Raw genomic sequence first — 25,743 nt, forward strand, 5'->3', positions numbered from 1 at the left:
GGACGACGGTTGCGGCGTTGAGGCACAGTCAACCCCGTGAACGAGCCCATCGCCGTACGCCATCGCTCGCTGGACGAAATCGTGGAAGGTCTGCACGTCGTGCGGCAATCCCCGCAGAAGGTCGGCACCCTGGCGCTGGCCGTACGCCGGCCCGCGGCCGGCCTTCGGGAGGTGCTCGCCCAGGCTGAACTCGATCCCGAGGTCGGGCTGGTCGGTGACAGCTGGAGTCAGCGGCCCAGTTCGCGAACGGCCGACCGTTCGCCGCACCCGGACATGCAGCTGAACGTCATCAACTCCCGCTTCGTCGAACTGATCGCCGGCCCTGATCGGGAGGCCTGGGCGCTTGCGGGGACCAGCTCTACGTTGATTTCGACCTGAATGTCGACGCCCTGCCGGCCGGCTCACGGCTGGCGATCGGCGACCGGGCCGTGATCGAGGTGACTGAAGAGCCGCATACCGGCTGCGCCAAGTTCGCTGCTCGGTTCGGGCGGGACGCCCACAAGCTCGTGTGGAGCGAGGAGGGCCGGCATCTGCGCCTGCGTGGCCTCAACGCCCGGGTGATCGTCGGTGCGACGATCGAGACAGGCGATGTCGTACGGCGGCTCGCTTAGTCGGGTCAATTCGTGTGGCGGAGGTCAGTCGACGCCGAAGATGGCTTTCACGACAGTGACGGCCATGTCGAAAATGGTGCTGATCAGTGTTTTGAAAACCTCGGCCGCCTCGTGCGGGCGGAGAATTGCGAATACGACGAGAAAAAGGATTCCCAGGACTGAGGGGACTGCCGACCCGGGCTTGGGAATGATCTTTACCTTGAAATCGCCCATTGCCCAATACCTTTCTGCGGGCACTTCGTGACCGATGGTCGCAGCGGGACCCGAGAGCCGGACGGGTCAGCCGACCCCAGCGTTGCATGGCCTATTGGTCGATACAACGAGGTCACCCGGACGCGCGACCCGGATCGATTGTTTGCCCTCCGTCGCCCGTTCCCGCGTTTCGAGGTGCCGGGTGCGGGCCCTCCTCGTAGGAAAGCACGAATTTTCTTCTGATCTTGCGGCAGCAACCACGACGGCCCACCGCGTTCAAGAGGGCAGGCAGCTCCCTGACAGCGAGGAGGCAGATCGATGGTAGTCAACCGCATGAAGATCGCCTTACGGATCGCCATGGCGACCGTCATGGTCGCCGCGTCCGCTTTCGGCAGTGGTACGGCGGCCGCGGCGAGGGCACCCCGGGCGGCCCTGCCGCCGGCGAACGCGAAGTTCGACTACCAGATCGGCGGGGCGTACACGCCGCCCTCGGGCGTCACCGTGGTGAGCCGCGACCGGGAGGCGGCGCCCGCCGCCGGGATCTACAACATCTGCTACGTCAACGCGTTCCAGACGCAGCCCGGCGCGGAGTCCTGGTGGCAGACCAACCACCCTGACCTGCTGCTCCGCGACAAGAACGGCAAGCTGGTCATCGACGGCGACTGGAACGAGATCCTGCTCGACCTCTCCACCGCGGCGAAGCGGACGGCACTGGCCACGATCGTCGGCGGGTGGATCGACGGATGCGCGGCCGGTGGATTCAAGGGGCTCGAATCCGACAACCTGGACTCCTACACTCGCTCGAAGGGCCTGCTCACCCAGGCGCACGCGATCGCGTACGCCACCCTGCTCAACACGCGCGCCCACACCGCCGGCCTCGCCTCCGGGCAGAAGAACACCGCCGACCTGAGCAGCGCGAACGCGAGGCGGGCGGGGTTCGATTTCGCGATCGCCGAGGAGTGTGCGGAGTGGGACGAGTGCGGCGACTACACCGCGACGTACGGCGACAACGTGATCGTGATCGAGTACGCCCGGAGCGGGTTCACCAAGGCGTGCCGGGCGTACGGAAGCAAGCTCTCGATCGTCCTGCGGGACGTCGGCGTCACCGCTCCCGGCTCACGGTCGTATGTGTATGAGGCCTGCTGACGACTTCGACGAGTTCGTGCACGGCCGCGGCCGTGCACTGCTCCGCTTCGCGTACGTGCTCTGCGGCGACGCGCACCTGGCCGAAGACCTCGTGCAGGAGGTCCTGGCGCGGATGCACCGCCGCTGGGACCGGATCACCGCGATGGACAGCGCCGAGGCGTACGTCCGTACCGCGATCGTGCGGCAGTTTCTGACCTGGAGCAGGCGCCGCGCGTACCGCGAAGCGGTCCGCGCCGACCTGCCCGAACCCACCGGTGGCGACGAGCCGCAGCAGCAGATCGTGGCCCGCGACCAGATGTGGCGACTGTTGCACGGGCTGCCGCGCGCGCAGCGGGCCGTGCTGGTGCTGCGCTTCTACCTCGACCTGCCCGACGACGAGATCGCCGTCCTGCTGGACTGCGGTCAGTCGACGGTCAGGTCGCAGGCGGCCCGCGCGCTCAGCCGGATGCGCACCTTGATGAACGAGACGGGAGTGGGCGTTGACGGATGAGCTGGACCGGCTGCTGACCGAGTCCCTGCATGACGCCGCGGAGTGTGCGCCCTCGGCCGCCGGGCTGCTGGCCGCTGTGCACAGCCGGTCGCGCCGCTATCGCCGTCGGCGGGTCGTCGCGGCCGCGGTCTCGCTCGTCGCCGCGATCGCGGCCGGGAACCTGATCGCCGGCCGCCCGGATCCGGCCATTCCCACCTCCGCGCTGATGAGCGGCTGGGCGGCCCCGATCTTTCCGTACACACTGCCGGCCACGGACGGGATGCGTGCCCCGGTCGCGTCGATGACGGCGGGTCAGGTGAGCGCGTTCTTCGAGGCGACCGAGCTACGCGATCATGCGGACGTCACGGTCACCGTCTCGGCCACGGCACCGGCGTCAACCACGGGATCCTTGCGGGTACGCGGTCATCCCGCGACCCTGCGGACCGTCGACGTGGAGCCGGCCAAGCGGCTCAGCCTGTACTGGCAGGAGTCCGCCGGTCAATGGATCGAGCTGGAGACCGACGACACCTACACCCCGGCGCAGGTCGTGGCCCTCGCCGGCTCGCTGAAGCCGGCCGTGATTCCCGTCCTGCCGCCGTTCGAGCTCGGCCTGATTCCGGTCGGCCTGGTCACCGACACGGTGTCCGCGTCCCGCATGACGTTCCGCGCGCCGTCCGCACCGCCGGGCACGGCCGGCCTGACCACGGTCCTGCGCAGGAAACAGCAGCTCAAAGGCATCAACAAGACGATTGACGGGTACGACGCGGTCCTCGCCCGTGCCGGTGCGAACGTGACCCTCTCGATCGACGTCCCGGACTGGAACGCCACGCTGGTCATCACCGTCGGCAACGGCTTCACGATGAGTGACGACGACCTGATCCGCTATGCGAGCGCCATCCAGGTCCTGAACCGCTCCGACCCCGAGTAAATCGGTGGCAGGCGGCTCCGCCGGCACGGAAGATGCGTCGATGACCGGCACACCTGAGGGATTCACATTTCGTCTTCGCAAGAACGGGGACGTGGAAATACTCCACCACGGCCGCCCCGCCACCGTGCTTCGTGGCGCGTCCGCGGCCCGGTTCCTGATCGACGTGGACAGCGGCGATCCGCAGGAGCTGATGGCGCGCGTCACCGGCAACTACCGGCACGGCAACGAGCGAACGGCCAAGAACCATCCCCGCAACCGCAGCCGGTAGAGGGCGCCTTTCCGCGCGACTTCAGAGGCAGCTCCAGCAGTAGAGAGACTCGCAATGCCCATGTGGTTCTGCGCACGACTTCGGGTCCCTGGTCCGCGAGTCGGTGCGAGTTCCGTGGTGTGAACGCGCCGAGCCGCCATCGTCGCCGCCGTCCAGCGGCTGTTCCCGCGAAGGACGGCAACGGCAAACCGGGCCCAACCGGCGGGCGCGACCCTGCGCGATCCGTAGCAGCAGTTGCCGGGCCGGAACGTGTGGCAGTGTCAGGCCGTACTCGACTCAGCCGGTGATCGGATGTCCCAGGCGGGCCAGCTCGACGACGAGTGCGGCGATGTTCCATGCGTCGTCGTCGCCGCGGTGGTGGCGTCCCTCCAGGGGCAGACCGGCCTTGGCCAGGGCGCTGCTCATGCCGACCCCGCGGCGTAGGCCGAACGCGGTCGCGAAGCGTTCCTTGACGTTGATGTGGCGGCTGCCGAACGGATATCCGACGTCACCCACGCATTGACGTTCGAACTGGCGCCGGTCGTAGTCGCCCCAGCTCGCCCAGGTCCGGTAGGGTCCGCGCAATTCGTCGCGGACGCGGGTGCAGGCCGTGGCGAAGTCGACCCCGCCGTCGACGTCGGCCTGGGTGAGCCCGGTCAGTTCCGTGCAGAATGCGCTGATCCGCGACCGGCGTGGCCGGACCAGGATGCGCCGCCGCTCGCCCCGTCGCCAGCCGGCGGTGTCGACCACGCAGATCCCGATCTCGATGATCTCGCTCGACTCGCCGCGCGGCGGGCCGTCAGCCCAACAGGTCGCCTCGACGTCGACGACGTTGAGGAACCGTCCGAAAGCCTCGTCCACGGGTGAGCACCCTAACGGCTCGTTCCTGGACGCCGCATTCGATATTCACGGCGATCTGCGAGCGATACTGTTCGCGGGTGGCGATGGGTCATGAAGAACGTGAGCGCCTGCTGGCGTTCTATCGCAATCGCGTCGACTCTTACGTCGGGGTAGGTCCGCAATACCGGCAAAGCTGGCGCGGCTGGTGCCGGACGCTGTTGTCCTTCGGTGGCTCTCTTGTCGTCCCGCCGGGCGGCCCGGAGACGGACCTCGAGGCACTTCTCAATGCCGGATCCCCGGTAGCCGGGCGGGCCCGCCGAATGGCAGGAGAGCCCGGGGAATGCCATCGCAACGTCGCGGTGCTCTGGATCGACGGGGCGGTCGAGTCGATCGGAACGGGCTATGCGCTCTCCGACGACGACCTCTGGCGGCAACACTCGTGGGGTCTGACAGCCAATGGTGATGTGGTGGAGACCACTGACGACAGGCGCATCTACGTCGGCATCACGCTGCCCGCCAGGGCGGCGAGCATGCAGTTCGCCGGTAGCAACGCTCAGGAGCACCTCAAGACCGTGCTTCGGCGGCGTGATTCCCGGGCCGTCGAACTGATCGGGATGATCCGGGAGTTGGCGGCCTCGCGCCCCCGGTCGTAGCGGATGGCACCTCAAGTGACCGCCCGGTGATGGCCTGCCCCGCGGGAAGAGGCGACCAAGATCATCATTATGCTGCCGCGCATGGAAGACGCGGGTCAGCTGACCTTTCAGGCCCAAATGGACCCGAAGCTGATGAAGGCGCTGCTACGGCGGGTCCTGTTCCCGATCCTCGCGGTGGGCGGGGCCGTCATGCTGGCCATGGCCGCGCTGTTGTATTGGGCCGGTGACCCGGGCGACGCGGCGCTGTCCACCGCCGCCGGTGGCGTCATCGCGCCGCTGCTCCTGCTGTTCACCGTGCCGCCGCAGGTCGTGAAACGGGACGCCCACAAGATCGGCCGGCCGGTCGCCTACCGGATCGACGCCGCGGGTGTGCACTCCACCTCAGGCTTCTCGACGAAGACCCTGGAATGGTCGGCGATCAAGGCGGTGCACCGGGCGCGCGGCCAGATCCTGCTCTCGCACGGCCGGCTCTCCAGCGGCAAACGCTGGATGTCCAGCATCCCGACCGCCGATCTGACCCCCGCCGAACAGGACCGGCTGCTCGCGGTCCTGCGTTCGCGCGGCGCGGCGCTCACGAACGCGCCCGCCTCCTGACTTGCCGGACCGGTCGGGTCCCTGCCAGTGGCACTGTGGACGCGTCGCCTGATGCCTGATCAGGCGGGCAGCAGCGTCGCGGCGAGACGGTCGAGGTGGCCGGCCGGGGCGCCGAAGAGCTGGGCGTCGGCGTACGCGCGGCGCAGGTAACGGTGAGCGTCGTGTTCCCAGGTGATGGCGATGCCGCCGTGCATCTGGACCATCTCGGCGACGACCGCCTGCAGGGCCTCCGAACAGTAGACCTTGGCCATCGCCGCCAGCGTGGAGCCCTCGGCGGCACCGGCCGCCAGGGCCTCGGCGGCGGTCCAGGATGCGGTGGTGGCGGCCTCCAGACGCAGGTACGCCTCGGCCAGCCGGTGCTGGATCACCTGGAACGAGCCGATCGGACGGCCGAACTGAACCCGCTGGCGCACGTACTCATGGGTCAACTCGAACGCACGGGACGCGGCACCGATCTGCTCGGCGCTCAGCGCCACACAGGCCAGGTCACGCAGCCAGGGCCGCAGTCCGGCGGCACCGCCCAGACGCCGGGCGGGCACGTCGTCCAGGCGCACCACGGCCAGCGGGCGGGTGGCGTCGAGCACGTCGCAGGGCAGCACGGCAACACCGGGCGAGGCCGCCGCCACCTCCCACAGCGCGTCCCCGGCGGCCACCAGCAGCACATCGGCCGACGAGGCGTCGAGAACCTGACTCGCCTCACCGCTCAGCCGGCTCTTCCCAGAAAGCCTGTGCTCCTCGACGAACAGCAGAGCGGCGACACGATCGCCGGCGCACAACGACGGCAGCAGCTCGGTGGCCCCGGCCCGCAGCAGAGCCTGCGTGGCCAGCACCGCACTGCCCAGCATCGGGGACGGGGTGAGCAGCCGGCCCAGCTCGGCGAGCACGACCTGGGACTCCAGCAGGGTGGCGCCCGCACCACCGTACTCCTCGGGAACCGCCAGGCCGGCGACGCCGATCTCCTTGCACAGCCGCGGCCACAGCGGGTCCGGGCGGGCGGCCAGCAGACCTCGCACGGCATCGCGCAGCGCCCCGCGTTCCTCGGTCAGTTCCATGCTTCCCCCTTGGCCAGCTCCGCCATCACTCGCGCCCGATGATCGGCCGGTGTACCCCACGACAGGCTCAGCGCCCGCACCTTCGTCAGCCAGCGACCGAGCCCGTGCTCCCGCGTGAACCCGATCGCGCCGTGCACCTGCAACGCCGCCCGAGCGGCCCGGTTCGCGGCGTCAGCGCAGGCCACTTTCGCGGCCGACACGTCCCGGGCGCTGACGGTCACCGCGGCCGCGTGCAGCAGGGGCCGGGCGAACTCCAGACCGACCGCCACGTCGGCGAGACGATGCCGGACGGCCTGGAACCGGCCGATCGGCCCGCCGAACTGAGCCCGGCTCCGAGCGTGCGCGACCGCCGCCTCGAGCAGCGCCCGGCCGGCGCCGAGCAACTGGGCGGCGCAGACGAGCACGCCGAGATCCAGCGCCCGCCCGATCGCGGGGCAGATCTCGGCCGGTCCGTCCGGGACCACCTCGAACAGCCGCCGGGCGGGGTCCAGGGATTCGAAGATCGCGCCGGTACGGGCCGGTCCGGCCGCGCCCCGGTCGGCGAGCAGCACCACATCGGCGACATCCGCGTCGAGGGCGTACGGCAGCCACGGCGGCGCGGCGAGCGTGCCCAGAATCCTCCCGCCGGCCAGCTCCGGCAGCCACCTGCCGGGCTCGTCGAGGGCGGCCAGCAGGGTGGGAACAGCTGCGAGGGTCTCGGCCACCGGCCCGGGCACCGCATGGTGACCCAGCTCCTCGGCGACGACGACCAGATCGGCCGGGCCGGCGTCGAGTCCACCCCAGCGACCCGGCACGGCGAGCGCGGTGACCCCGGCCCCGGCCAGCCGCGACCACAACCGTCGCCCGGGACGATGGTCGCCCTCGGCCCAACTGTCCGCGGCCGCCGGCACCTCAGCCGCGGCCAGCAGGTCGTGCAGCACGGCAGCGAAATCGTTCTGCTCAGCGGACGGAACGAGCCTCATCGTGGAAGTCCCAGCACCCGGGTGGCGACGATGTCCCGCTGGATCTCGTTCGTACCCGCGTAGATCGGCCCGGCCAGCGCGAACAGATAGCCACGCGCCCACTCCCGGTCGGTCTCGGCATAGGGGCCGAGCAACTCCAGAGCGGTCTCGTGCAGGGCGACGTCCAGCTCGGACCAGAACAGCTTGACCATGCTGGCGGAACAGGGCGGCGCGTCGAGCCCGGCGAACGCCTGCATCCGGTACGCCTGAGCGGCGATCCACGCGTCCGCCACCCGATCCCGCAGCGCCGGGTCCTCGCCCTCCCGCCATCGGGCGACCAGCCTGCCCGCCGCCGCCGTGAACCGGCCGGGGCTGCGCAGACCCGGCCCCCGCTCGTGCCCGGCGGTGCTCATCGCCACCCGCCAGCCGTCACCGGGCGCGCCGAGCACGTCCGTGTCGGGCACGAACACGTCGTCCAGGAAGATCTCGGCGAAGCCGGGATCGCCCCCGAGCTGCCGGATCGGCCGCACGGTGACACCGGGCGCGCGCAGGTCGAACATCAGGTAGGTCAGGCCCCGGTGCCGCTCGGCCGACGGGTCGCTGCGGAACAGGCCGAACGCCCGGTCGGCGACCACCGCGCGGGAACTCCAGGTCTTCTGCCCGGACAGCAGCCAGCCGCCCTCGACGCGCACCGCGCGCGACCGGATCGCGGCGAGGTCGCTGCCCGCCTCCGGCTCCGACCAGGCCTGCGCCCACACCTGGTCGGCGCGGGCCATCGCCGGCAGGATCCGGTCACGCTGCTCCGCGGTCCCGTGCGCGAGCAGCGTCGGGGCCAGCAGGAACAGGCCGTTCTGGCCGATCCGCGCGGGGGCTCCGGCGGCGTGGTACTCCTCCTCGAACAGCAGCGCGTGCAGCGGCGGAACCTCCCGGCCGCCGTACCGCCGCGGCCAGGAGACCACCGCGAGGCCGGCGTCGGCGAGCCGGCGCTCCCAGGCCCGATGCACCTCGTCGCCGGCCGGTGTGTCCACGCTGGGCAGCGGTTCGGCGGGGACGTTCGCGGCGAGCCAGTCGCGCACCTCGTCACGGAACGCCCGCGCCTCGGGAGGCAGGTCGAGGTTCACTTCTTCATGGCCTTCGGGTCCAGGCCGGCCAGGGGATCGCCGGTGACCTCGGCGTTGTGCGCGTGGGCGACGTGGTGCAGGCCGAAGACCGCGTCCATCCCGGCGCGCATGCCCATCAGGTCCTCGCACTGGTTCAGCCCCCGTTTGGCGAGGGCCAGGCCGAACGGGGGCATCGCGGCGATACGCTCCGCGAGCGTGGTCACCGCCGTCTCGAGGTCGGCGCGCGGCACCACCCGGTTGACCATGCCTATCTCGTACGCCCGGCGGGCGTCGAAGCGGTCGCCGGTGAACAGGATCTCGCGGGCGAAGCGGGGCCCGAGCGCCCACGGATGCGCGAAGTACTCCACCCCGGGGATGCCCATCCGCAGCACCGGATCGGCGAAGAACGCGTCCTCGGCGGCGACGATCAGGTCGCACACCCAGGCGAGCATCATGCCGCCGGCGATGCAGGCGCCCTGCACCATGGCGATGGTCGGCTTCGGGAGGTCCCGCCATCGCCGGCACATGCTCAGGTAGACCTCGACCTCGCGGGCGTAACGGCGGTCGGCGCCGGCCCGGTCGGTGTGGTCCCACCAGATCGTGGCCCGGCGCGGGAACGGCGTGTCCGCGTCCCGCTCGGGGGTGCCGATGTCGTGACCGGCCGAGAAGTGCTCGCCCGCCCCGGCCAGCACGATCACCCGCACGTCGCCGTCGTCCACGGCCCGGGTGAAGGCGGCGTCCAGCGCGTACGTCATGGCGGAGTTCTGCGCGTTGCGGTAGCGCGGCCGGTTCATCGTCACGACCGCGAGCGCGCCCCGGCGTTCGTAGAGGACCTCGTCAGGCATCGGCCGCCTCCGCGCGCAGCAGGTATTTGAGGACCTTGCCCGAGGCGTTGTGCGGCAGCTCGGCCCGCAGCTCGACACCGCGCGGGACCTTGTAGCCGGCGAGCCGCCCCCGGCAGAACTCGATCACCTCGGCTCCGGTGAGCGACTGACCCGGGCGGCACACCACGAACGCCCTTCCGACCTCGCCGAGCCGCTCGTCGGGCACCCCGATCACGGCGGCCTCGGCGACCTGCGGCAGCCGGGCCAGGACACGCTCCACCTCGGCCGGATAGACGTTGAAGCCACCGCAGATGTACATGTCCTTGAGCCGGTCGGTGATGGTCAGGTAGCCGTGCTCGTCGAGCCGGCCGACGTCACCGGTGTGCAGCCAGCCGTCGGCGTCGATCGCCGCGGCGGTGGCCTCCGGGTCGTCGAGGTAGCCGAGCATCGTGTTGGGACCGCGCAGCAGCACCTCGCCGTCGGGCTCGCCGATCCGGACCTCGAAGCCGGCCGCGGACCGCCCGCACGTCTCGGCCACGATCTTCGCGTCGTCGCCGGGCCGGCACATGGTGGCCACGACCGCCTCGGTCAACCCGTACGCCGTGAGCACCTCCGCGCCCAGCTCCTCGCGCATCCGCTCGACCAGCGCGGGCGGCACGGTGGCCGCCCCGGTCACCGCCAGGCGCAGGCTGGACAGGTCGTGCCGGCCGGCCTCGGGATGATCCATCAGGCTGGTGTAGAGGGTGGGCGGACCGGGCAGCACGGTGATCCGCTCGGCACCGATCGACTCCATGGTGCGCGGCACGTCGAAGACCTTCTGCGGCACGATGGTAGCCCCGCTGACCAGGCAGGACAGGATGCCCGCCTTGAGGCCGAAGCTGTTGAAGAACGGGTTGACCACCAGGTACCGATCGTCGGGGCCGAGCCCGGCGATCTCGGCCCAGGCCGTGGCGACGGCCAGCGACTGCCGGTGCGCGCTCATCACACCCTTGCTGCGCCCGGTCGTCCCCGAGGTGAACAGGATGTCGGCGACGTCGTCGGGGGAGACCGCCGCGGCTCGCGCGTCGGCCTCGCTCTCGGGGACCGCGTCCCCCGAGGCGAGGAACTCGTCCCAGCCGTCGGGGATGGAGACGACCAGCCGGGGGAGGGCCACGCCTTCCTCGGCGGCGACGGCGGTGACCGCGGCGAGCCGGTCGGCGCGCAGGAACGGGCCGACCACGACGAGGCCGCGGGCGTCACTGCGCTGGAGCACGTCGAGGGCCTCGACGCCGGTGAATCGCGTGTTGACCGGCACCAGTGTGCCGCCGGCGTAGCCGACCCCGAGCGCGGTGAGCACCCACTCCGGCGAGTTCGGCGCCCACAGTGCGAGCCGGTCGCCCGGCCGCAGACCACCGGCGATCAGCGCCCGGGCCACCCGTCGCACCTCGCCGAGCAGCGACCCGTAACTCAGCGGACCGAGCGCCGGGGCCGGACCGAAGGTAGCGGCCGCGCGGGTCACGGCCGCCGGGATCGTCGAGGTCATCACAGCTCCTGACGCTGCATTCACCAACGCCGATGGTCACTCAAGCAAGTGCTTGGTAGGGTGAGCCTACGCGCGGAGCGGGAGGCAGACCAGTGCAGGACGACCAGGAGTTCAGGCGCGAGATCCGGGACTGGCTCGCCGCGAACGTGACCGACGACCTGCGTGGCGCCGGTGGCGCCGGCCGGGAGAACGAGGCCTTCTCCAGACGCCTCGACTTCACCCGCCGCCTGGCCGCCGCCGGCTGGAGCACCCTCGCCTGGCCGGTCGAGCACGGCGGCCGGGGCGCGTCCCTGCAGCGTCAGGTCATCTTCCATGAGGAGTATGCGAAGGCCGGTGCCCCCGGTCGGGTCGACCACATCGGCATCACCATGGTCGGCCCCACCCTCATGCAGCTCGGCACCGACCGCCAGCGGGAGCGGTTCCTGCCGGGTATCGCCACTGCCACCGAGCTGTGGTGCCAGGGCTACTCCGAGCCCGGCGCCGGCTCCGACCTCGCCGCCGTCACCACCCGGGCGGAGCTCGACGGCGACCACTGGGTGCTCACCGGTCAGAAGGTGTGGACGTCGCTGGCGCACGTGGCCGACTGGTGCTTCGTGCTGGCCCGCACCGCACCGATCCCTGAGGGCGCCTCCCGCCACGCCGGCCTGTCCTACCTGCTGGTGCCGATGCGCCAGCCCGGCGTCACGGTCCGCCCGATCCGCCAGCTCACCGGCGACAGCGAGTTCAACGAGGTGTTCTTCGACGGCGCCCGCACCGAGCGCGACCTGGTCGTCGGTGAACCCGGTCAGGGCTGGCGGGTGGCGATGGCGACGCTCGGCTTCGAGCGCGGCGCGGCCACCGTCGGCCAGCAGGTCGGCTTCCAGCGCGACCTCGACGACCTGGTCGCGCTGGCCCGGCGCACCGGCGCGACCGACGACCCGGCCGTCCGCGAGCGACTGACCCGGGCCTGGATCGACCTGACCGTGCTGCGTGCACACACCCTGCGGGTGCTGTCCGCGCCGCCGTCGGCCGGCACCGCCACCGTCATCAAGCTGCTCTGGTCGCGCTGGCGGCAGGGGCTCGGCGAACTCGCCATGACCATTCTCGGACCGGCCGGGGTGGCGTCCGTGACCGGCGACGACGGGGAGGCCGACCGCTGGCGGCGACTGTTCCTGTTCAGCCGGGCCGACACCATCTACGGCGGCTCCAACGAGATTCAGCGCGGCATCCTCGCCGAGCGGGTCCTCGGCCTGCCCCGCCAGGACCGCCGGTGACCGCCCCGCCGGACGGGCACGCCCTGCTCGACGGCAAGGTCGTGGTGGTGACCGCGGCGGCCGGCACCGGGATCGGCGCCGCCATCGCCGAGCGCTGTCTCGCCGAGGGCGCCCGGGTGGTGCTCAGCGACAGCCACGGACGGCGGCTCGCCCAGGCGCACGAGCGCCTGATGAGGACGTACGGCAAGAAGGTCTGGTCCCTGCCCTGCGATGTCACCGACGACCGGGACGTGCGGGCTCTGGTGAGCGGCGCGGCCGGGGAGTTCGGGCGGATCGACGTCATGATCAACAATGCTGGGCTGGGCGGCGAGCGGGCGGTCAGCGAGATGACCGACGACGAGTGGACGCGCGTCCTCGACGTCACCCTCACCGGCACGTTCCGCTGCACCCGGGCCGCCCTGCGGCAGCTGATCGCGCAGGGCGGCGGGGGAGCGGTGATCAACAACGCCTCCGTGCTCGGCTGGCGCGCCCAGGCCGGGCAGGCCCACTACGCGGCGGCGAAGGCCGGGGTCATGGCGTTCACCCGGTGCGCCGCGCTCGACGTGGCCGCCCACGGCATCCGGGTCAACGCGGTGGCGCCCAGCCTCGCCACCCACCCCTACCTGAGTAAGGTGATCAGCGAATCGGACCTGGCCGAGCTCGCCCGGCGCGAAGCGTTCGGCCGGGCCGCGCAGCCGTGGGAAGTGGCGACCGTCGTGGCGTTCCTGGCCAGCGACTATGCCTCCTACCTCACCGGCGAGGTGATCTCCGTCAGCAGCCAGCACCCATGAGCGAGCTTGCGAGCGAATCGGTCAGCTCAGTTGTTGGCTCATGTCGACGCCGGAGCGCAGTGGAGTTGGCGGCATGACCGGCACGGTGGTGTGGCGGCTGCGGGTGACGGCCTGCTGCGCGCTGCTCACCGGGCTGGCGTTCTGGCAGCAGCCCGGCCGGATCGTGCCGGACACCAAGGTGGACCTGGTCGTCGCGCCCGGCGCGTGGCTCGCCCGCGCCCTGCACGCCTGGGACCCGGCCGGCAATTTCGGACAGATGCAGAACCAGGCGTACGGCTACCTGTGGCCGATGGGTCCGTTCTTCGGCCTCGGCAGGCTGCTCGACGTGCCCGCCTGGGCCGTACAGCGACTCTGGTGGGCGATGCTGCTCTGCCTCGCCTTCACCGGGGTGGTGCTGCTCGCCGGACGGCTCGGCATCGGCTCGCCGGCCACCCGGCTCGCCGGCGGCCTGATCTTCGCCCTCTCCCCGCGCATCCTCAGTGAGCTGGGGCCGGTCTCGGTCGAGGCGTGGCCCACCGCCGTGGCACCCTGGGTGTTGATCCCGCTGGTCGGCGTCACCCCGGGCACCCTGCGCCGGGCGACCGCCCTCTCCGGCCTCGCCGTGGCCACCGCCGGCGGGGTCAACGCCACCGCCGTGCTCGCGGTCCTGCCGCTGCCGCTGCTCTGGCTGCTCACCCTGCGCCCGCTGCGCTGGCGACTCACCGTGGCGGCCGCCTGGGGCGTCGCGGTCGCCTGCGCCACCGCCTGGTGGGTGGTGCCGCTGCTGCTGCTCGGCCGGTACAGCCCACCGTTCCTCGACTACATCGAGACGGCCGCGACCACCACCAGCACCACCGACATCGTCAGCACCACCCGCGGCACCTCGCACTGGCTGGCCTACCTGAGCAACCCCTACGGACCCGGCTGGCCGGCCGGTAACCGTCTCGTCGTCGAGCTGCCGCTGGTCCTCGCCACCATGGTGGTGGTCGGACTCGGCCTGGCCGGCCTCGCCCGGCGCGGGCTGCCGCACCGGAGGTTCCTCGTCACCGCGGCGCTCGCCGGGATCGCCGCCGTCGGCCTCGGCCACCTCTCCGCGGCGCCCGGCGCCGGGGCCACCATCCTGCACGCCTGGCTCGACGCGGGCGGCGCCCCGCTGCGCAACCTGCACAAGTTCGACGTACTGCTGCGGCTGCCGCTCGCTCTCGGATTCATCCACCTCGCCGGCCTGACGGCCCGGCTCGCGGCCTGGCGCGCCGGCCTCGTCGGCGCCGCCGTCGCTGTCACCGCCGCCGTCGCCGCCGTTCCGGCGCTCTCCGGCGGTCTGCCGGGGCAGGGCACATTCACCGAGGTTCCAAGCTATTGGCGTACGGCGGCAGCCTGGCTCGACACGCACGCCGGCCGGAGCAGAACACTGGTCGTGCCCGGTGCCCGCTTCCCGAGCTATCTGTGGGGCGCACCCGGCGACGAGATGGTCCAGCCGCTGCTGAGCTCGGGCTGGGCAGTGCGCAACTCCAACCCGCTCGTGCCACCGGCCACCGTCCGGTTGCTCGACACCGTCGAATCCGTCCTCGCCGCCGGTCAGGGCTCGCCCGGCCTGGCCGAGCTGCTCGGCCGCTCCGGCGTGCGCTACCTGCTGATCCGTGCCGACCTGGACACCGGGCGCACCGACGCGCTGCGGCAGCTCACCGTGCGGGCCGCGCTGGCCGGCTCACCCGGCCTGCGCTCGGTCGCCACCTTCGGCCCGGTCGTCGGCGGGCATCCACCGCAGTACTACGTGGACCACGGCCTGGACCTGCCGGTGCCGGCCCTCGAGGTGTACGAGGTGGCGGGCACGGCTCCACCCGTCTCCGCCTACGACCTGGCCGACACCCGGACCGTCGTCGGCGGGCCGGAATCGCTGCTGGAACTCGCCGCCGCCGGGCAGTTGAGCCGGGCGCCGACGGTGCTCGCCGCCGACCAGCCGGCCGGGCTGATCACCGGTGGGACGGTGGTCACCGACGGTCACCGTCGCCGGGAGATCATCTTCGGTCAGGCCCGGGACAACGTTTCGGCCACCCTGACCGCCACCGAACCGTGGCGCCTCGAGCAGCCCGCACACGACTACACCGCCGTGGACGACGCCCGGGGGCAGACCGTCGCCCGCTACCTCGGCGTACGGGACGTCACCGCGTCCAGCGCGTACAGCCAGGCGTTACCGCTCACCAGCAACCGGCCGGCGTACCTGCCGTACGCGGCGATCGACGGCGACCCGGCGACCTCGTGGCGGTCGGCACCCGGCACCGCGGCCATCGGCCAATGGCTCACCGTCACCCTCGACCACGCCCGCCGGATCGACCAGGTACGGATCACCTTCGACCACGGTGCCGACGCCATCCCCACCCGGATCGCCGTCTGGGCCGGCGACGAACGGCACGAGATCCCGGTGACCGGTACGACCGTGACCGTGCCGCTCGACGGCTGGTACGCGGTCCGCGACGTCACCGTCGAGATCGTGGCGGTCTGGAGCGTACGGCTGGGCCAGGGCGGCGTCGGCATCGCCGAGCTCACCATCCCCGGCGTCTCGGCGCGACGCACCCTCGTGCTGCCGGCCGGCACCGACCCCGGCGCGCCGGCGCCGGCCGTGATGCTCGCCGCGGCCCCGGCCCTGCCGTCCTGCTTCTACCTCGGCCCGCTGCCCTACTGCGCCGCGACCGCCGCCCGTGGCTCGGAGGACGGCTCGATCCTCGACCGGACCGTGCCGTGGTCGCTGCCCGGCACGTACACGGCCCGTCTCTGGGCTCGCCCGCGCGCCGGACCGGCCGTCGACGACCTGCTCGACAGGGCGATCGCCGGGCCGGACACCCCGCACGTCACCGCCTCGTCGACCGGCGTCGCCGACCCCGCGGCCCGGGCCGGTGCGGTCGTCGACGGCAGCGACGACACCGTCTGGTACGCCAGCGAAGAGGACCGGACGCCGTGGCTGCGGCTCGACTGGTCGTCCCCGCGCACCGTCACCGGCGTGCGCGTCACGCTCGGGGAGCGGGCCGCGGCGGCCCGCCCATGGGCGGTGAACGTGCTGACCGACGCCGGGTCGCGGGCCGGCATCCTGGGCGCGGACGGGTGGCTCGCCCTGGACCCGCCGGTGCGTACCGACGATCTCACCGTGCTGTTCACCGGCGGTCCCGTCGCGGTCAACTTCGACTCGTACGCCGGTCGGTTCGACAACCTGCCGATCGGGGTCGGCGAGGTGAGCGTCTCCTCGGATCGGGGGCCGGCAGTGCTCGGCGGGGGAGCGGCCAGCGTGGTCCGCCTGCCCTGCGGCAGTGGCCCGGCCCTGGAGATCGGTGGTCGCAGGATCACGACGGCGTTCACCGCTACCGTCGCGGATCTGCTCGCCCGGCGTGAGCTGCCGATGCGGCTGTGTGAAACCGAGCAGGTTCGGCCGGGAGATGCGGTGCGGGTGGTGGCCACCGGGAGCGCGGCGGTCGAGCCGACCAGGATGGCCCTGCTCCCCGCCGGAGGCGCGTCGACCGGGGTGCCGGTCGACAGTGCCCTCTCCGTCGACCGCTGGGATGCCGCCCGGCGGCAGGTCACGCTCGCGTCGTGGCCGGCCTCGCGGATCCTGGTGGTGCGGGAGAACGCCAACGCCGGGTGGCAGGCCCGGGTCGGCGAGCAGCCGCTGCGCCCGGTCACGGTCGACGGCTGGCAGCAGGGCTGGATCGTCCCGGCCGGGCTGTCCGGCGCGGCGACCATCGAGTTCGGCCCCGACCAGGTCTATCGGGCCGGGCTGGCCGGGGGAGCGGTCCTCGTGGCCGCGGTCGTGCTCGCCGCGGTCCTGCCGACTCGGCCCGTGACGACCGCACCGGTCCTCGTCGCGCCCCGCCGACGTCGGCTCGGCGGTCCTCTGGTGTTGCTGGGTGGTCTCTTCCTGCTCGTGGCCGGCGGTTATGCCGTAGTGGCGTGCGCGGCATTCGGCACGGTGGCGCTCCTCGCGCTGCGGATGGTCGACCGGCGCCGTTCGCTGCGGCTGTTGCGGTGGGCGCCGGTCGTCCTCTTCGCGATCGCCTGCCTGCTGTCACTGCGATCGGGCGCGCCGCACACGGCGCTCGGGCCTCAAGCCGCGGGTCTGGCCGCCTTTGTCGCACTGTGGCTCGGGACGTTGCCGTTCAGCGCGCGGTGCGCCGCGGTTCGGCCGCCGGGTCGGTGACCGGCAGGGTGAGGGTGAAGGTCGCCCCTTGGGGCTGGTGTGGCTGGTAGCCGATTTGCAGGTTGCTGGCGGTGGCGAGCCGGTGGGCGAGGTACAGGCCGAGTCCGGTGCCGGGTTTGGTGGTGGCCACGCCGGTGTCGGCGCGGGCGAAGCGCTCGAACAGGCGATCGACGAACTGCGGTGGGACGCCCTCGCCGTGGTCGCTGACGTGGAAGTTCAGGCTATCGTCCGCGGGGGCGACGGTGATGTCGATCGGGGGACTGCCGTATTTGACGGCGTTGCCGATCAGGTTGCCGAGGATCAGTTGAAGGAAGGCGGGGTCGGCGTAGGCGATGGTCTCGTCGTTCGCGGTGATGGTGATCCCGTAGCCGGGATCGAGGCCGAGGCCCTCGACCGCTTGCCGGACGGCTCGGTTGATGTTCAGCGGCACCGGATGCGCGGTGATGGCGCCCGCGTCGAGTCGGGACAGGGTGAGGATCTCCTCGACGATGCGGTCGGCGCGGTGCCCTCCGGTGGTGATGCGCCGGATGTATCGGTGTTTCTCCTCGTCGTCCAGATCAGGCCATTCGTCGAGCAGAACGTGGCCGTAGGAGACGATAGAGCTCAGCGGCTGACGCACATCATGGCTGAGCATGGTGATGAAGTCGCCCAACTGCGTGTTCGCCCGGTGCAGGTCCCGGCGGCTGCGTCGCGTGTGGGCAACCGCGGCGACCACTAGCAAACCGGTGGCGGAGGCGACGGCGACGGCTATTCGGTTACCGAGTTCGGTGTTGGCCACCGGCGCGAACAGATACTCTTCGGTGGCGGTCCCGGTGAGCCGCCACGGGGTGCCGGCGACGGGCACCGTGATATATCGCCACCATTGGCCGTCCTGCCGTAACCGGCCTTGTTGATGCCCTCGCTGTGCTGCGGCCAGCTCTGCGTCGAGGCGGGTCGGCTCAAGCGTGCCGGCGTTGTTCTGATTGTTGGCGATGAGCGTGCCGGAGGCGCCAAACAGGTCGAGGTGCGCCTCCGAGCGGGGAACTGCGGTGGACAGGAACGGCGACAGCGGACCGTTGGTGATCTCGACTGATCCGGCGAAGACCCGTCGACCGGTCGCGGTGTCGAAGGGCACTGCGCTGTTCACCACCGGCGGATGTTGCGTAGGCCAGATGATCGCTGAGGAAACGGATGGTTGGCCTTGGCGTACCGCGACAGCCAGATGTGGGTACCGTCCGGTCAGATCCTGCCCGACTGGCAATGCGCCGGCGGGGGCCACACGCAGCACCCGTCCCTGGGCGTCAAGCAGGACTGCCGTCGAAAGGCGCAACCCCTCGACCGCCCGACTGAAGTCACGTTCTGTGATGGAAGGGCCACTGAGGTATGTCACTGCCTGCTGGCGCTGTCGTTCGATCAGATCATCGACGAAGCCGGTGACGAAGTTCGCCGTGACCTCAACTCGATGGTTAAACAGCAGCACCAGCCCCTTGCGACTGGCGCGTTCCAGTGCGGCGACGGCACCCACTGCTGCGATGGTCAGAACCAGCCACACGACCAGCGGCAGCGCGGCGTAACGCCATCGGGCGAGAAACCGCGCAAGCCGCATATCGTGCAGAATACCAAGCTGTCTTGCAAATAGGGTGAAAGCCTACCTTCAGGGTGGCCCGACGAGGCGCCGTCTTCATGCGTCAATGTGACCGGCCACCGTGCTCAGGGCATCCATGCTGGTGCGGAGCCACCGTCCTCGGATGAATGTGTGCCGGTCACCACCACGGCACGCGTAACGGAGGTGTTGTGCTTCCATGCCATCGGGTAGCACGATGCTGCACTGCCCACCCATACGACGCACGCCGTCCGTGTCGATACGCAGCAGCGTCACAACGTCGTACTCCGGGCCCGTGCCCGTCAGGAATGCGCGCTCCATCTCCGCACGGTCTGACGGCGCCAGAAATCCTTGATGTTGCAGCGGTACGACCGGCAGCTTCAAGACCTCCAGCCGTTGCTGAAGCTTGGCGCGGCGTCAAGGAGATTTACGTGCGATGTCTCAGCGGCCGGAGCCGGAGACCGATGTGCTGATGGTCTCGGTAGGGGCCGCGCAGGTGCCGGGCGGCAGGTCGGGGCTGCCGAGTTGAGCCATCGACTGATTGACCTCGGTGCGTGTGGCGAGCTGTCGGTACTGGTCGCCGACGATGATGTCGATGACGTCGGTGGTTTGCGTCGCGGCGAACTGCGGCTCCGCTTCGCCCAGGAAGTGCGCTCGGATCCATTGGGCGGCTCCGACCGTCTTCGGCCCGAAACGGACGATCGCGGTCGCGGCTGATTTGTACTTGCCCTTTCCGGGTGGCTGCACCTGGAAGCCGCGGTCCTTGAAGTCCTTGCTGACCCGATCGGCCAGCCCAGGCGTCCTCGTGCCGTTGAATACTCGAAGCTTCACCTCGCTCGCCTGGGCGGGAAGGTCAAGGTTGACCATCGTCGTGCCCTGCGGGCAGCCGTTCCCGGTCGCGGCATCTGCCTGGCTGTCACGGACCAGCGCCACCACCACGACAACGACTGCGGCTACAAGAACCAGGCCAAGGGTGCACAACGCTCGCACACGTGTGAAGCTCATGACCACTTGACGCCGGCCGCTGGAGTCTTGTGCCCTCCGTTTCAAAATTTCGACGAACACCACACAAATTGCTGCTGCGTTGCGGCTTTGGGCGGCCTGGTGTACGTCCAGGTCTCCTGCTCGTGCGGCCCGTCACCGCGCGCCGGGACCGTCATCGAGGCTGGGTCGACGTTCCTCGCTACGACGCGGCGTGGGCGTTCGACCGCACAATCCCCATCTGGTGCAGGATGTCCCAGCCGTCCATGGTGTTCCACTCCTCGATGATCTGACCGTTGGACACGTGGTAGATGTCCGTGGCGCTGAAGGAGATCTCTCGCCCGGTCGCGGGGACCACGGTCGTGGGCGGGATGCCGCGATAGTCGCCGGTGTGGATGCCGCGCGCGGACCATCGGAGCACGACCTTGTCGCCTTCCGCGAATAGGTCCTCGACGGTGAAGGTCAGGTCGGTGAAGGCGTCCAGGAATTGCTTCAGCACCGTGGTGAAGTCGTCGATGCCGTGGACCTCACCCTCGCCGGCTGGAAAGTAGTTCACATAATTCGGTGCGAAACACTCCCGAATGATGCTCATGTCGCGTCGGTTCAAACCTTCCAGGTATGCTCGCTTTACAATTGCCTTGTTGTCCTCGATGCCCACCCGGTCTTCCTTCCCACTGCTCCGCCGTCCCGATTTCGCCTATTGGGCCCGGTCAAGGAGCAGTTAAACATGTTCATCCTGGGAAAGCTGAGGCATCGTGGAAAATTCCGACGCTGATCTGCCGCTGTGGGCCGTCATGCTTCTTGTCGTCGGCATGACAGTCGCTTTCGCCGTGGGCGGGCAGGCGCTCATTCGCTGGATGTTCCCAAAACTGCGGGAGAAGCGGCACAACGATGTCGCCGGTTTTCTGGTGGCGGTGATCGGCGTCATCTACGCCGTCACGGTCGGGTTCATCATCGCCGAACAATGGAACAACTTCACCGATGCGCGCGAACACGCGCAGCAAGAGGCGTTCGCCTTGTCCTCCATCGCCCAGGGCGGCGTCATCCTCGGGCCGATCTGGCAGGCGCAGATGGAGCAGGCCGTGGTCAGGTACAACCAGGCGGTGATCAAGGGGTGGCCCCAGCAGGGCGATGCCGAGGAACTGGGCCGGATACGCGAGGAGCAGACGCTCGACCCGCTCTTCGCGCTGCTCGACCAGGTGCGCCCGACGACACCGGCCCAGCGGGCTTACGTCGACCAGGCGAGCAAGCAGCTCACGTTCGCCGTCGCTGACCGCGAGGAGCGGTTGTACCGGGCCGGCACCTCCCATCTGGAGCGGCCGCTCTGGGTCCTCGTGGTGTTCGCCAGCGGAGTGATCCTGCTGTTCTGCATGCTGTTCGGCCTGGAGAGCCGCTGGCTGCACTACACGATGATCACCGGCGTGGCGATGACGGTCTCCTGCAACCTGCTGCTGGTGGTGCTGCTCAACCATCCGCTCTCCGGAACGTTGCAGGTGTCGCCGGACGCTTACAAGAGCGTCGTACGGGATCTGACGCGCTGATTGCGGGCGGTCAGCGCGGCGTCGAGGGATCTGGCCGCCCCGATCAGCCCCAGGTGGGTGAAGGCCTGCGGGAAGTTGCCCAGATAGCGGCCGGTGCCGTCCATCTCCTCCGCGTACAGCCCCAGATGGTTGGCGTAGCTGTGCATCTTCTCGAAGTAGAACTGGGCCCGGTCGAGGTCGCCGGCCAGCGTCAGACAGTGAATGAACCAGAACGAGCACATGCAGAAGGTGCCCTCGGTGCCGGACAGACCGTCGTCGGCGCCCTGGGCGGTGCGGTAACGGTAGACCAGCGAGTCCTCCACGAGTTCGCGGTCGATCGCCTTCAAAGTGTCCAGCCAGCGCGGTTCCACCGGGGACAGGAAACCCGCCAGGGGCATCAGCAGGCTGGCCGCGTCGACGGTGCAGGCTCCCCGGTGCTGTACGAAGGCCCTCCGGCCTGGATCCCAGAACTGTTCGTGGATCTCCCGGTGGATGTCGTCCCGGGCCTCCCACCACCGCTGGATCGGTGCGGGCAGGGACCGCCGTTGGGCGATGCGCAGCGCGCGGTCCAGCGCGACCCAGCACATCAGGCGTGCGTACAGGAACTCCTGCGGCCCGCCGCGGACCTCCCAGATGCCCTCGTCGGCGCGACGCCAGTTGGCAACCACCCAGTCCACCGAGGCTCGCAGGTGGCACCACAGCTCGTACGTCACGGGCTCCACCCGGTCGTCGAAGCGCTCGACCAGGTGCAGCAGCTCACCGTAGATGTCCAGCTGGACCTGCCGGTGCGCCCCGTTGCCGATCCGCACCGGCCGGGAGGAGGCGTAGCCGTCCAGGTGCGGCAGTGTCGTCTCGGTCAGGTCGGGCCGGCCGTCGATGCCGTACATGATCTGTAGTCGTCCCGGTTCGGTGCTCTCGTCGTAGCGCTGCCCGATCCAGTGGAGGAACGCTCGGGGTTCGTCGGTGAATCCCAGGTCGACGAGGGCGGCCGCGGTCAGCGACCCGTCGCGTATCCAGGTGTAGCGGTAGTCCCAGTTGCGCTCGCCGCCGACCAGTTCGGGCAGCCCGAAGGTGGCGGCCGCGGCGATCGCGCCGTGGCGCTGCGAGGTCAGCAGCTTCAACGCCAACGCCGACCGGATCACCTCGGAACGCCATCGGCCCTGGTACGTGGCCTGTGCGGCCCAGTCCCGCCAGTACGCGACCGCGTGGGTGTAGGCCCGCTCGGCCCATCGCGGGCCGGCCGCCGGGGTTTCCGCGTCGGGCGAGATCGCCTCCAGCACGAAATCCAGCGTCTCGTCCGGGCCCAGCTCGAATTCGGTGTCGACGTCGCCGTCGACGATCCGTGCCGCGACGGGCGTGTGCAGGCGTAGGGTCAGCCCGTCGGCGCCGTCGGTGTGGAACAGGATCTCGCCGGGATTCTGCGTCGTCGAATGGTGCCGCCGGCCGTAGTCGAAGCGCGGAGCGCAATTCAGCCGGAACCGGAATCGTCCCCTGACCCCCTTGACCCGGCGAACGACCGCGTGCGCGTGGCGCATCGTGCCCACCGGCATGAAGTCGGTGACCTCGCCGACGCCGTCAGTGGACAGGAACCTGGTCAGCAGGACGTTGGTGTCGGGCAGGTAGAGCTGCCGCAGGCGGGCTCCGGACGCCGCGGGACCGATCTGGAAGTTACCGCCGTTGGCGTCGTCGAGCAATTTGGCGAAGACCGTCGGAGAGTCGAAGTCGGGCAGGCACAGGTAGTCCAGCGAGCCGTCGATCGATACCAGGCCGACGGTGTGCAGGTCGCCGATGATCCCGTAGTCCTCGATGCGGTGAAAGACCATCAGATCCTCGCGGTGGCGCGCAGGTATTCACGGGCTCGCTTCGCGGAGGCGAGCGGGTGCGCCCGCCGGGGATCCTGCTCGGCCTCCACGACGAGCCAGCCGCGATAACCGCCGTCGGCCAGTGCTCCCAGCACCGATTTAAAATCGATCATGCCGTCTCCCGGGACGGTGAAGATGCCGGCCAGGACAGCGTCGTGGAAGCTGGAGTCGGTGCGCCGCCACTCGGCGAGCACCTCGGCGCGCAGGTCCTTGAGGTGCACGTGCGCGATCCGGCCGGCGTACGCGCGGGCAAGCGCCAGGGGATCGTCACCGGCCCAGGTGAGGTGTCCGGTGTCCAGGAGCAGATGAACCAGGCCGGGGTCCGTGTCGGCCAGCAGCCGGTCCACGTCCTGGCGGGTCTGCACGCCGGTGCCCATGTGGTGGTGGTAGCAGAGCATCATGCCCGCGTCGGCCGCCAGCTTGCCGAGCTCGTGCAGGCCGGCCACCATCCGGTTCCACCGAGCGTCGTCGAAGATCGGCCGGTTGGCCAGCAGCGCCACGGGCTGCTGGTGTACGGCGTGCCCCAGCTCCGCCACGACGATCCGGTCGCCACCGGCCGCCTGGATGAAGGACATCTGGTCCCGAAACGCGGCCACGGTGCGCTCGTGCATGCCCTCGACGGTGAAGTAGGTGCTGGACCAGGGCTCGGTGACCCGCAGCCCGCGCAGCGCCAGGGCGTCACGCAGCTCGGTCGGGTCCTTCGGGAACTTGTGTCCGACGCTGCACCCTTCATATCCGGCCAGGGCCATCTCGCTGATGCACTGTTCGAAGCTGATGTCCTCGCCGATGCCGGGGAAGTCGTCGTTGGTCCAACAAGTAGGCGTGATGCCGACCGACACCGCACCGGCGGGGAAGCTCACTTTTCCCGTCCGATCAAGCGCCGGGCAGCCCGGATCGCGAGTGCCACGCTGGTCAGGGTGGGATTGCTCGCGGTGCCGCGTGGAATGAGGTTGTTGCCTCCCAGGTAGAGGTTGTCGATGTCCCAGACCCGCGAGTCGATGTCCACGACGCTGGTCTCGGGGTCGTCGCCCATCCGGGTGGTGCCGCAGACGTGCAGGCCCAGGCCGGGCTCGACGAAACACGGCTCCGAGCCCGGCAGGAAGCCGCCCAGCGCGGTGGCCGCGCGCAGCATGTCGCCCATCATCGCGTGCTGGCGGTCCCGGTCCTGCGGCGACAATGTGAAGGTGAACGTCGGCTGCGGCATGTCGTGGGTGTCGGTGTGCCGGTCCGAGAACGCGATGCGGTTGTCGGGATTCGGCTCCACGATGCCGAACCAGCGCAGGTCCACGATCAGCCGGGTGTCGACGTTGGGGGCGAGGTCACCGTAGTGGAACGCGTCGCGGTGGATCTGGCAGTGCCATGGACGGTCCGGTGACACCGGGATCCACACGTTGGGCTCCGGGTCGTCGGCCGGGATGGGAACCGGATCGTGCAGCTCACTCCCGCGGTGCGTGCGGACCCGCTCGGCGAACCGGGGATCGTCGACGATCCCGTCGACCAGCTCCTGGCGCAGCACGATCTGGCAGAAGGCGATCGGCTGCTCGGTCATGTAGCGGCCGAGCGCCGGCGGACGGATCCCGGAGGCGTACAGCAGCTGCGGTGTCAGATAGGCGTTGGCGGCGACCACGAAGTGCTCGGCCTCGATCCGCAGCGTGCGGGACTGCCGGAGATCCAACACCTCCGCGTACGCGATGCGGCTGCCGTCCGCCGTCGGTACCAGTCGCTTGCACAGGTGCTCCGGGCGCAGGTCGAGGGCGCCGTCGGCACCACCGGCGACCTGGTCCGCCAGCTCGCCCAGGACGGTGTCGGCGCCGCTCCAGCGCACCAGCGTGGGGTTGTCCTGGCGACGTTCGACGGCCAGCGGCAGGCTCTGCACCTCGTACGGTTTGGGCAGGTCGGGGTAGGCGCCCTGGAGCACCTCGCGAACAAGCTGGTGCCGGATCGACTCCTCGAACGCGCCGACGTGCGTGTTCAGCAACCGCTCGGCGGCGTCGTACAGCCGCTCCCACTCGTCGTCCGGCAGGAGCGGGGACCGTTCGATCTGCGGGTGATGCCGTGGAGTGGCGCAGGTCCAGTGTGTCGCCATTCCGCCGACGCCGTAGCTGACCGCGGCCGCGCCGAGGTTGACCGCCGGATCCTGGTCGGGGTTCTGGTTGTTCAGCACGAAGCCGCGGTAGCGCTTCCGATCGATCTGAAACGCCGCCGGGTCCAGCGTGACCTCGGGTCGCTGCTCCGGTGGAACGGACAGCAGGTTCAGGTGGCCGCGGATGACACCGGAGAAGAGGTCGAGGTTGCGCTGATAGAGGTACGCGTTCTTCAGGTGCTCGCCGGGACGCTGGGAGAGAGCGGCACCCGCGTCGACCATGAGCACCCGCCGGCCCGCGCCGATCAGCTCGCGGGCGAACGTACAGCCGACCGGGCCGGAGCCGACGATGAACACGTCGGTTCGTGCGGTTTCGAAGCTCACCGTGACGGTCCTTTCTCGACGTGG

Annotated in this window: 26 protein-coding genes; 12 read left to right on the top strand and 14 right to left on the bottom strand. The window is 70.3% G+C overall.

The window, feature by feature from the left end:
* Positions 1-36 precede the first annotated feature (36 nt).
* Entirely contained in the window at positions 37-378 is a 342-nt protein-coding gene (locus CHC09_RS47110) for a hypothetical protein (RefSeq protein WP_203833094.1), read from the top strand.
* A 29-nt stretch (positions 379-407) separates the two neighbouring features.
* Positions 408-611 carry a hypothetical protein gene (locus CHC09_RS47115; protein ID WP_373871896.1) on the top strand — a complete coding sequence of 68 codons (204 nt, stop codon included), beginning with the start codon at positions 408-410 and terminating at the stop codon, positions 609-611.
* A 24-nt stretch (positions 612-635) separates the two neighbouring features.
* Here the strand turns inward: CHC09_RS47115 and CHC09_RS17020 are convergent, their stop codons facing one another.
* Positions 636-824 carry a hypothetical protein gene (locus tag CHC09_RS17020; RefSeq protein WP_089294065.1) on the bottom strand — a complete coding sequence of 63 codons (189 nt, stop codon included), beginning with the start codon at positions 822-824 and terminating at the stop codon, positions 636-638.
* Positions 825-1,121: 297 nt separating this feature from the next.
* Between CHC09_RS17020 and CHC09_RS17025 the strand changes: the two genes are divergently transcribed.
* From CHC09_RS17025 to CHC09_RS17040, 4 genes are all read left to right on the top strand, one after another.
* A complete protein-coding gene (locus tag CHC09_RS17025; protein WP_089294066.1) occupies positions 1,122-1,949 on the top strand; it encodes an endo alpha-1,4 polygalactosaminidase in 828 nt (275 codons plus the stop codon).
* Positions 1,936-2,439 carry a SigE family RNA polymerase sigma factor gene (locus CHC09_RS17030; protein ID WP_239138255.1) on the top strand — a complete coding sequence of 168 codons (504 nt, stop codon included), beginning with the start codon at positions 1,936-1,938 and terminating at the stop codon, positions 2,437-2,439. The genes CHC09_RS17025 and CHC09_RS17030 overlap by 14 nt, the downstream gene beginning before the upstream one ends.
* Entirely contained in the window at positions 2,429-3,346 is a 918-nt protein-coding gene (locus tag CHC09_RS17035; protein WP_089294067.1) for a hypothetical protein, read from the top strand. The genes CHC09_RS17030 and CHC09_RS17035 overlap by 11 nt, the downstream gene beginning before the upstream one ends.
* A 91-nt stretch (positions 3,347-3,437) precedes the next feature.
* Positions 3,438-3,614: a hypothetical protein gene (locus tag CHC09_RS17040; protein ID WP_239138256.1), complete on the top strand. Its 177-nt coding sequence runs from the start codon at positions 3,438-3,440 to the stop codon at positions 3,612-3,614.
* Positions 3,615-3,890: 276 nt separating this feature from the next.
* On the opposite strand, the gene CHC09_RS17045 is transcribed toward CHC09_RS17040, so the two are convergent.
* Positions 3,891-4,454: a 3'-5' exonuclease gene (locus CHC09_RS17045; RefSeq protein ID WP_089294069.1), complete on the bottom strand. Its 564-nt coding sequence runs from the start codon at positions 4,452-4,454 to the stop codon at positions 3,891-3,893.
* Positions 4,455-4,531: 77 nt separating this feature from the next.
* Between CHC09_RS17045 and CHC09_RS45220 the strand changes: the two genes are divergently transcribed.
* On the top strand, positions 4,532-5,086 hold the full coding sequence (locus CHC09_RS45220) for a hypothetical protein (RefSeq protein WP_143232384.1): 555 nt from the start codon (positions 4,532-4,534) through the stop codon (positions 5,084-5,086).
* An 81-nt stretch (positions 5,087-5,167) separates the two neighbouring features.
* The gene (locus CHC09_RS17055) at positions 5,168-5,680 is read left to right on the top strand and encodes a YcxB family protein (RefSeq protein WP_143232385.1); all 513 of its coding nucleotides are present in this window, start codon (positions 5,168-5,170) and stop codon (positions 5,678-5,680) included.
* 59 nt (positions 5,681-5,739) lie between these two features.
* On the opposite strand, the gene CHC09_RS17060 is transcribed toward CHC09_RS17055, so the two are convergent.
* From CHC09_RS17060 to CHC09_RS17080, 5 genes are read right to left on the bottom strand one after another with little or no spacing between them, the layout of a single operon-like run.
* Positions 5,740-6,726: an acyl-CoA dehydrogenase family protein gene (locus CHC09_RS17060; RefSeq protein WP_089294216.1), complete on the bottom strand. Its 987-nt coding sequence runs from the start codon at positions 6,724-6,726 to the stop codon at positions 5,740-5,742.
* Positions 6,723-7,694 carry an acyl-CoA dehydrogenase family protein gene (locus tag CHC09_RS17065; protein ID WP_089294072.1) on the bottom strand — a complete coding sequence of 324 codons (972 nt, stop codon included), beginning with the start codon at positions 7,692-7,694 and terminating at the stop codon, positions 6,723-6,725. The genes CHC09_RS17060 and CHC09_RS17065 overlap by 4 nt, the downstream gene beginning before the upstream one ends.
* Complete coding sequence (locus CHC09_RS17070) at positions 7,691-8,794, bottom strand: acyl-CoA dehydrogenase family protein (RefSeq protein WP_089294073.1); 1,104 nt, start codon at positions 8,792-8,794, stop codon at positions 7,691-7,693. The genes CHC09_RS17065 and CHC09_RS17070 overlap by 4 nt, the downstream gene beginning before the upstream one ends.
* Positions 8,791-9,618, bottom strand: coding sequence for an enoyl-CoA hydratase (locus CHC09_RS17075; RefSeq protein ID WP_089294074.1), 828 nt, complete (start codon positions 9,616-9,618; stop codon positions 8,791-8,793). Before CHC09_RS17075 ends, CHC09_RS17070 begins: the two co-directional genes overlap by 4 nt.
* Positions 9,611-11,119, bottom strand: a complete 1,509-nt coding sequence (locus tag CHC09_RS17080; protein WP_089294075.1) for a FadD3 family acyl-CoA ligase — start codon at positions 11,117-11,119, stop codon at positions 9,611-9,613. Before CHC09_RS17080 ends, CHC09_RS17075 begins: the two co-directional genes overlap by 8 nt.
* 92 nt (positions 11,120-11,211) lie before the next feature.
* Here CHC09_RS17080 and CHC09_RS17085 point away from each other — a divergent pair, with 92 nt between their 5' ends.
* The 3 genes from CHC09_RS17085 to CHC09_RS17095 all read left to right on the top strand — a co-directional run bounded on the left by CHC09_RS17085 (position 11,212) and on the right by CHC09_RS17095 (position 17,307).
* Positions 11,212-12,372: an acyl-CoA dehydrogenase family protein gene (locus CHC09_RS17085; protein WP_089294076.1), complete on the top strand. Its 1,161-nt coding sequence runs from the start codon at positions 11,212-11,214 to the stop codon at positions 12,370-12,372.
* Entirely contained in the window at positions 12,369-13,142 is a 774-nt protein-coding gene (locus CHC09_RS17090; RefSeq protein WP_089294077.1) for an SDR family oxidoreductase, read from the top strand. The genes CHC09_RS17085 and CHC09_RS17090 overlap by 4 nt, the downstream gene beginning before the upstream one ends.
* 73 nt (positions 13,143-13,215) lie before the next feature.
* Positions 13,216-17,307 carry an alpha-(1->3)-arabinofuranosyltransferase domain-containing protein gene (locus CHC09_RS17095; RefSeq protein WP_179277143.1) on the top strand — a complete coding sequence of 1,364 codons (4,092 nt, stop codon included), beginning with the start codon at positions 13,216-13,218 and terminating at the stop codon, positions 17,305-17,307.
* Here the strand turns inward: CHC09_RS17095 and CHC09_RS17100 are convergent.
* The 4 genes from CHC09_RS17100 to CHC09_RS17115 form a co-directional block, all read right to left on the bottom strand.
* Positions 17,267-18,892 carry a sensor histidine kinase gene (locus tag CHC09_RS17100; protein WP_089294079.1) on the bottom strand — a complete coding sequence of 542 codons (1,626 nt, stop codon included), beginning with the start codon at positions 18,890-18,892 and terminating at the stop codon, positions 17,267-17,269. The genes CHC09_RS17095 and CHC09_RS17100 overlap by 41 nt on opposite strands.
* Positions 18,893-18,967: 75 nt before the next feature.
* Positions 18,968-19,273, bottom strand: coding sequence for a hypothetical protein (locus tag CHC09_RS17105; protein WP_143232386.1), 306 nt, complete (start codon positions 19,271-19,273; stop codon positions 18,968-18,970).
* Between the two features lie 57 nt (positions 19,274-19,330).
* Positions 19,331-19,957 carry a LytR C-terminal domain-containing protein gene (locus CHC09_RS17110; protein ID WP_239138257.1) on the bottom strand — a complete coding sequence of 209 codons (627 nt, stop codon included), beginning with the start codon at positions 19,955-19,957 and terminating at the stop codon, positions 19,331-19,333.
* A gap of 115 nt (positions 19,958-20,072) precedes the next feature.
* Positions 20,073-20,528 carry an ester cyclase gene (locus tag CHC09_RS17115; RefSeq protein ID WP_143232387.1) on the bottom strand — a complete coding sequence of 152 codons (456 nt, stop codon included), beginning with the start codon at positions 20,526-20,528 and terminating at the stop codon, positions 20,073-20,075.
* Between the two features lie 172 nt (positions 20,529-20,700).
* Between CHC09_RS17115 and CHC09_RS17120 the strand changes: the two genes are divergently transcribed.
* Positions 20,701-21,411 (top strand): bestrophin-like domain, encoded by a 711-nt coding sequence (locus CHC09_RS17120; protein WP_179277144.1) that lies wholly within the window; start codon positions 20,701-20,703, stop codon positions 21,409-21,411.
* On the opposite strand, the gene CHC09_RS17125 is transcribed toward CHC09_RS17120, so the two are convergent.
* Genes CHC09_RS17125 through CHC09_RS17135 form a run of 3 tightly spaced genes read right to left on the bottom strand, consistent with a single transcriptional unit; the run spans position 21,378 to position 25,719 of the window.
* On the bottom strand, positions 21,378-23,213 hold the full coding sequence (locus tag CHC09_RS17125) for a glycoside hydrolase family 15 protein (RefSeq protein WP_089294083.1): 1,836 nt from the start codon (positions 23,211-23,213) through the stop codon (positions 21,378-21,380). The two genes, CHC09_RS17120 and CHC09_RS17125, sit on opposite strands and share 34 nt — an antisense overlap.
* Complete coding sequence (gene iolE, locus CHC09_RS17130; protein WP_089294084.1) at positions 23,213-24,112, bottom strand: myo-inosose-2 dehydratase; 900 nt, start codon at positions 24,110-24,112, stop codon at positions 23,213-23,215. The genes CHC09_RS17125 and iolE overlap by 1 nt, the downstream gene beginning before the upstream one ends.
* The gene (locus CHC09_RS17135) at positions 24,109-25,719 is read right to left on the bottom strand and encodes a pyranose oxidase (protein WP_089294085.1); all 1,611 of its coding nucleotides are present in this window, start codon (positions 25,717-25,719) and stop codon (positions 24,109-24,111) included. The genes iolE and CHC09_RS17135 overlap by 4 nt, the downstream gene beginning before the upstream one ends.
* Between the last annotated feature and the right edge of the window lie 24 nt (positions 25,720-25,743).

The organism is Actinoplanes regularis (genome assembly GCF_900188005.1).
In the GTDB taxonomy this organism is placed as follows: domain Bacteria; phylum Actinomycetota; class Actinomycetes; order Mycobacteriales; family Micromonosporaceae; genus Actinoplanes; species Actinoplanes regularis.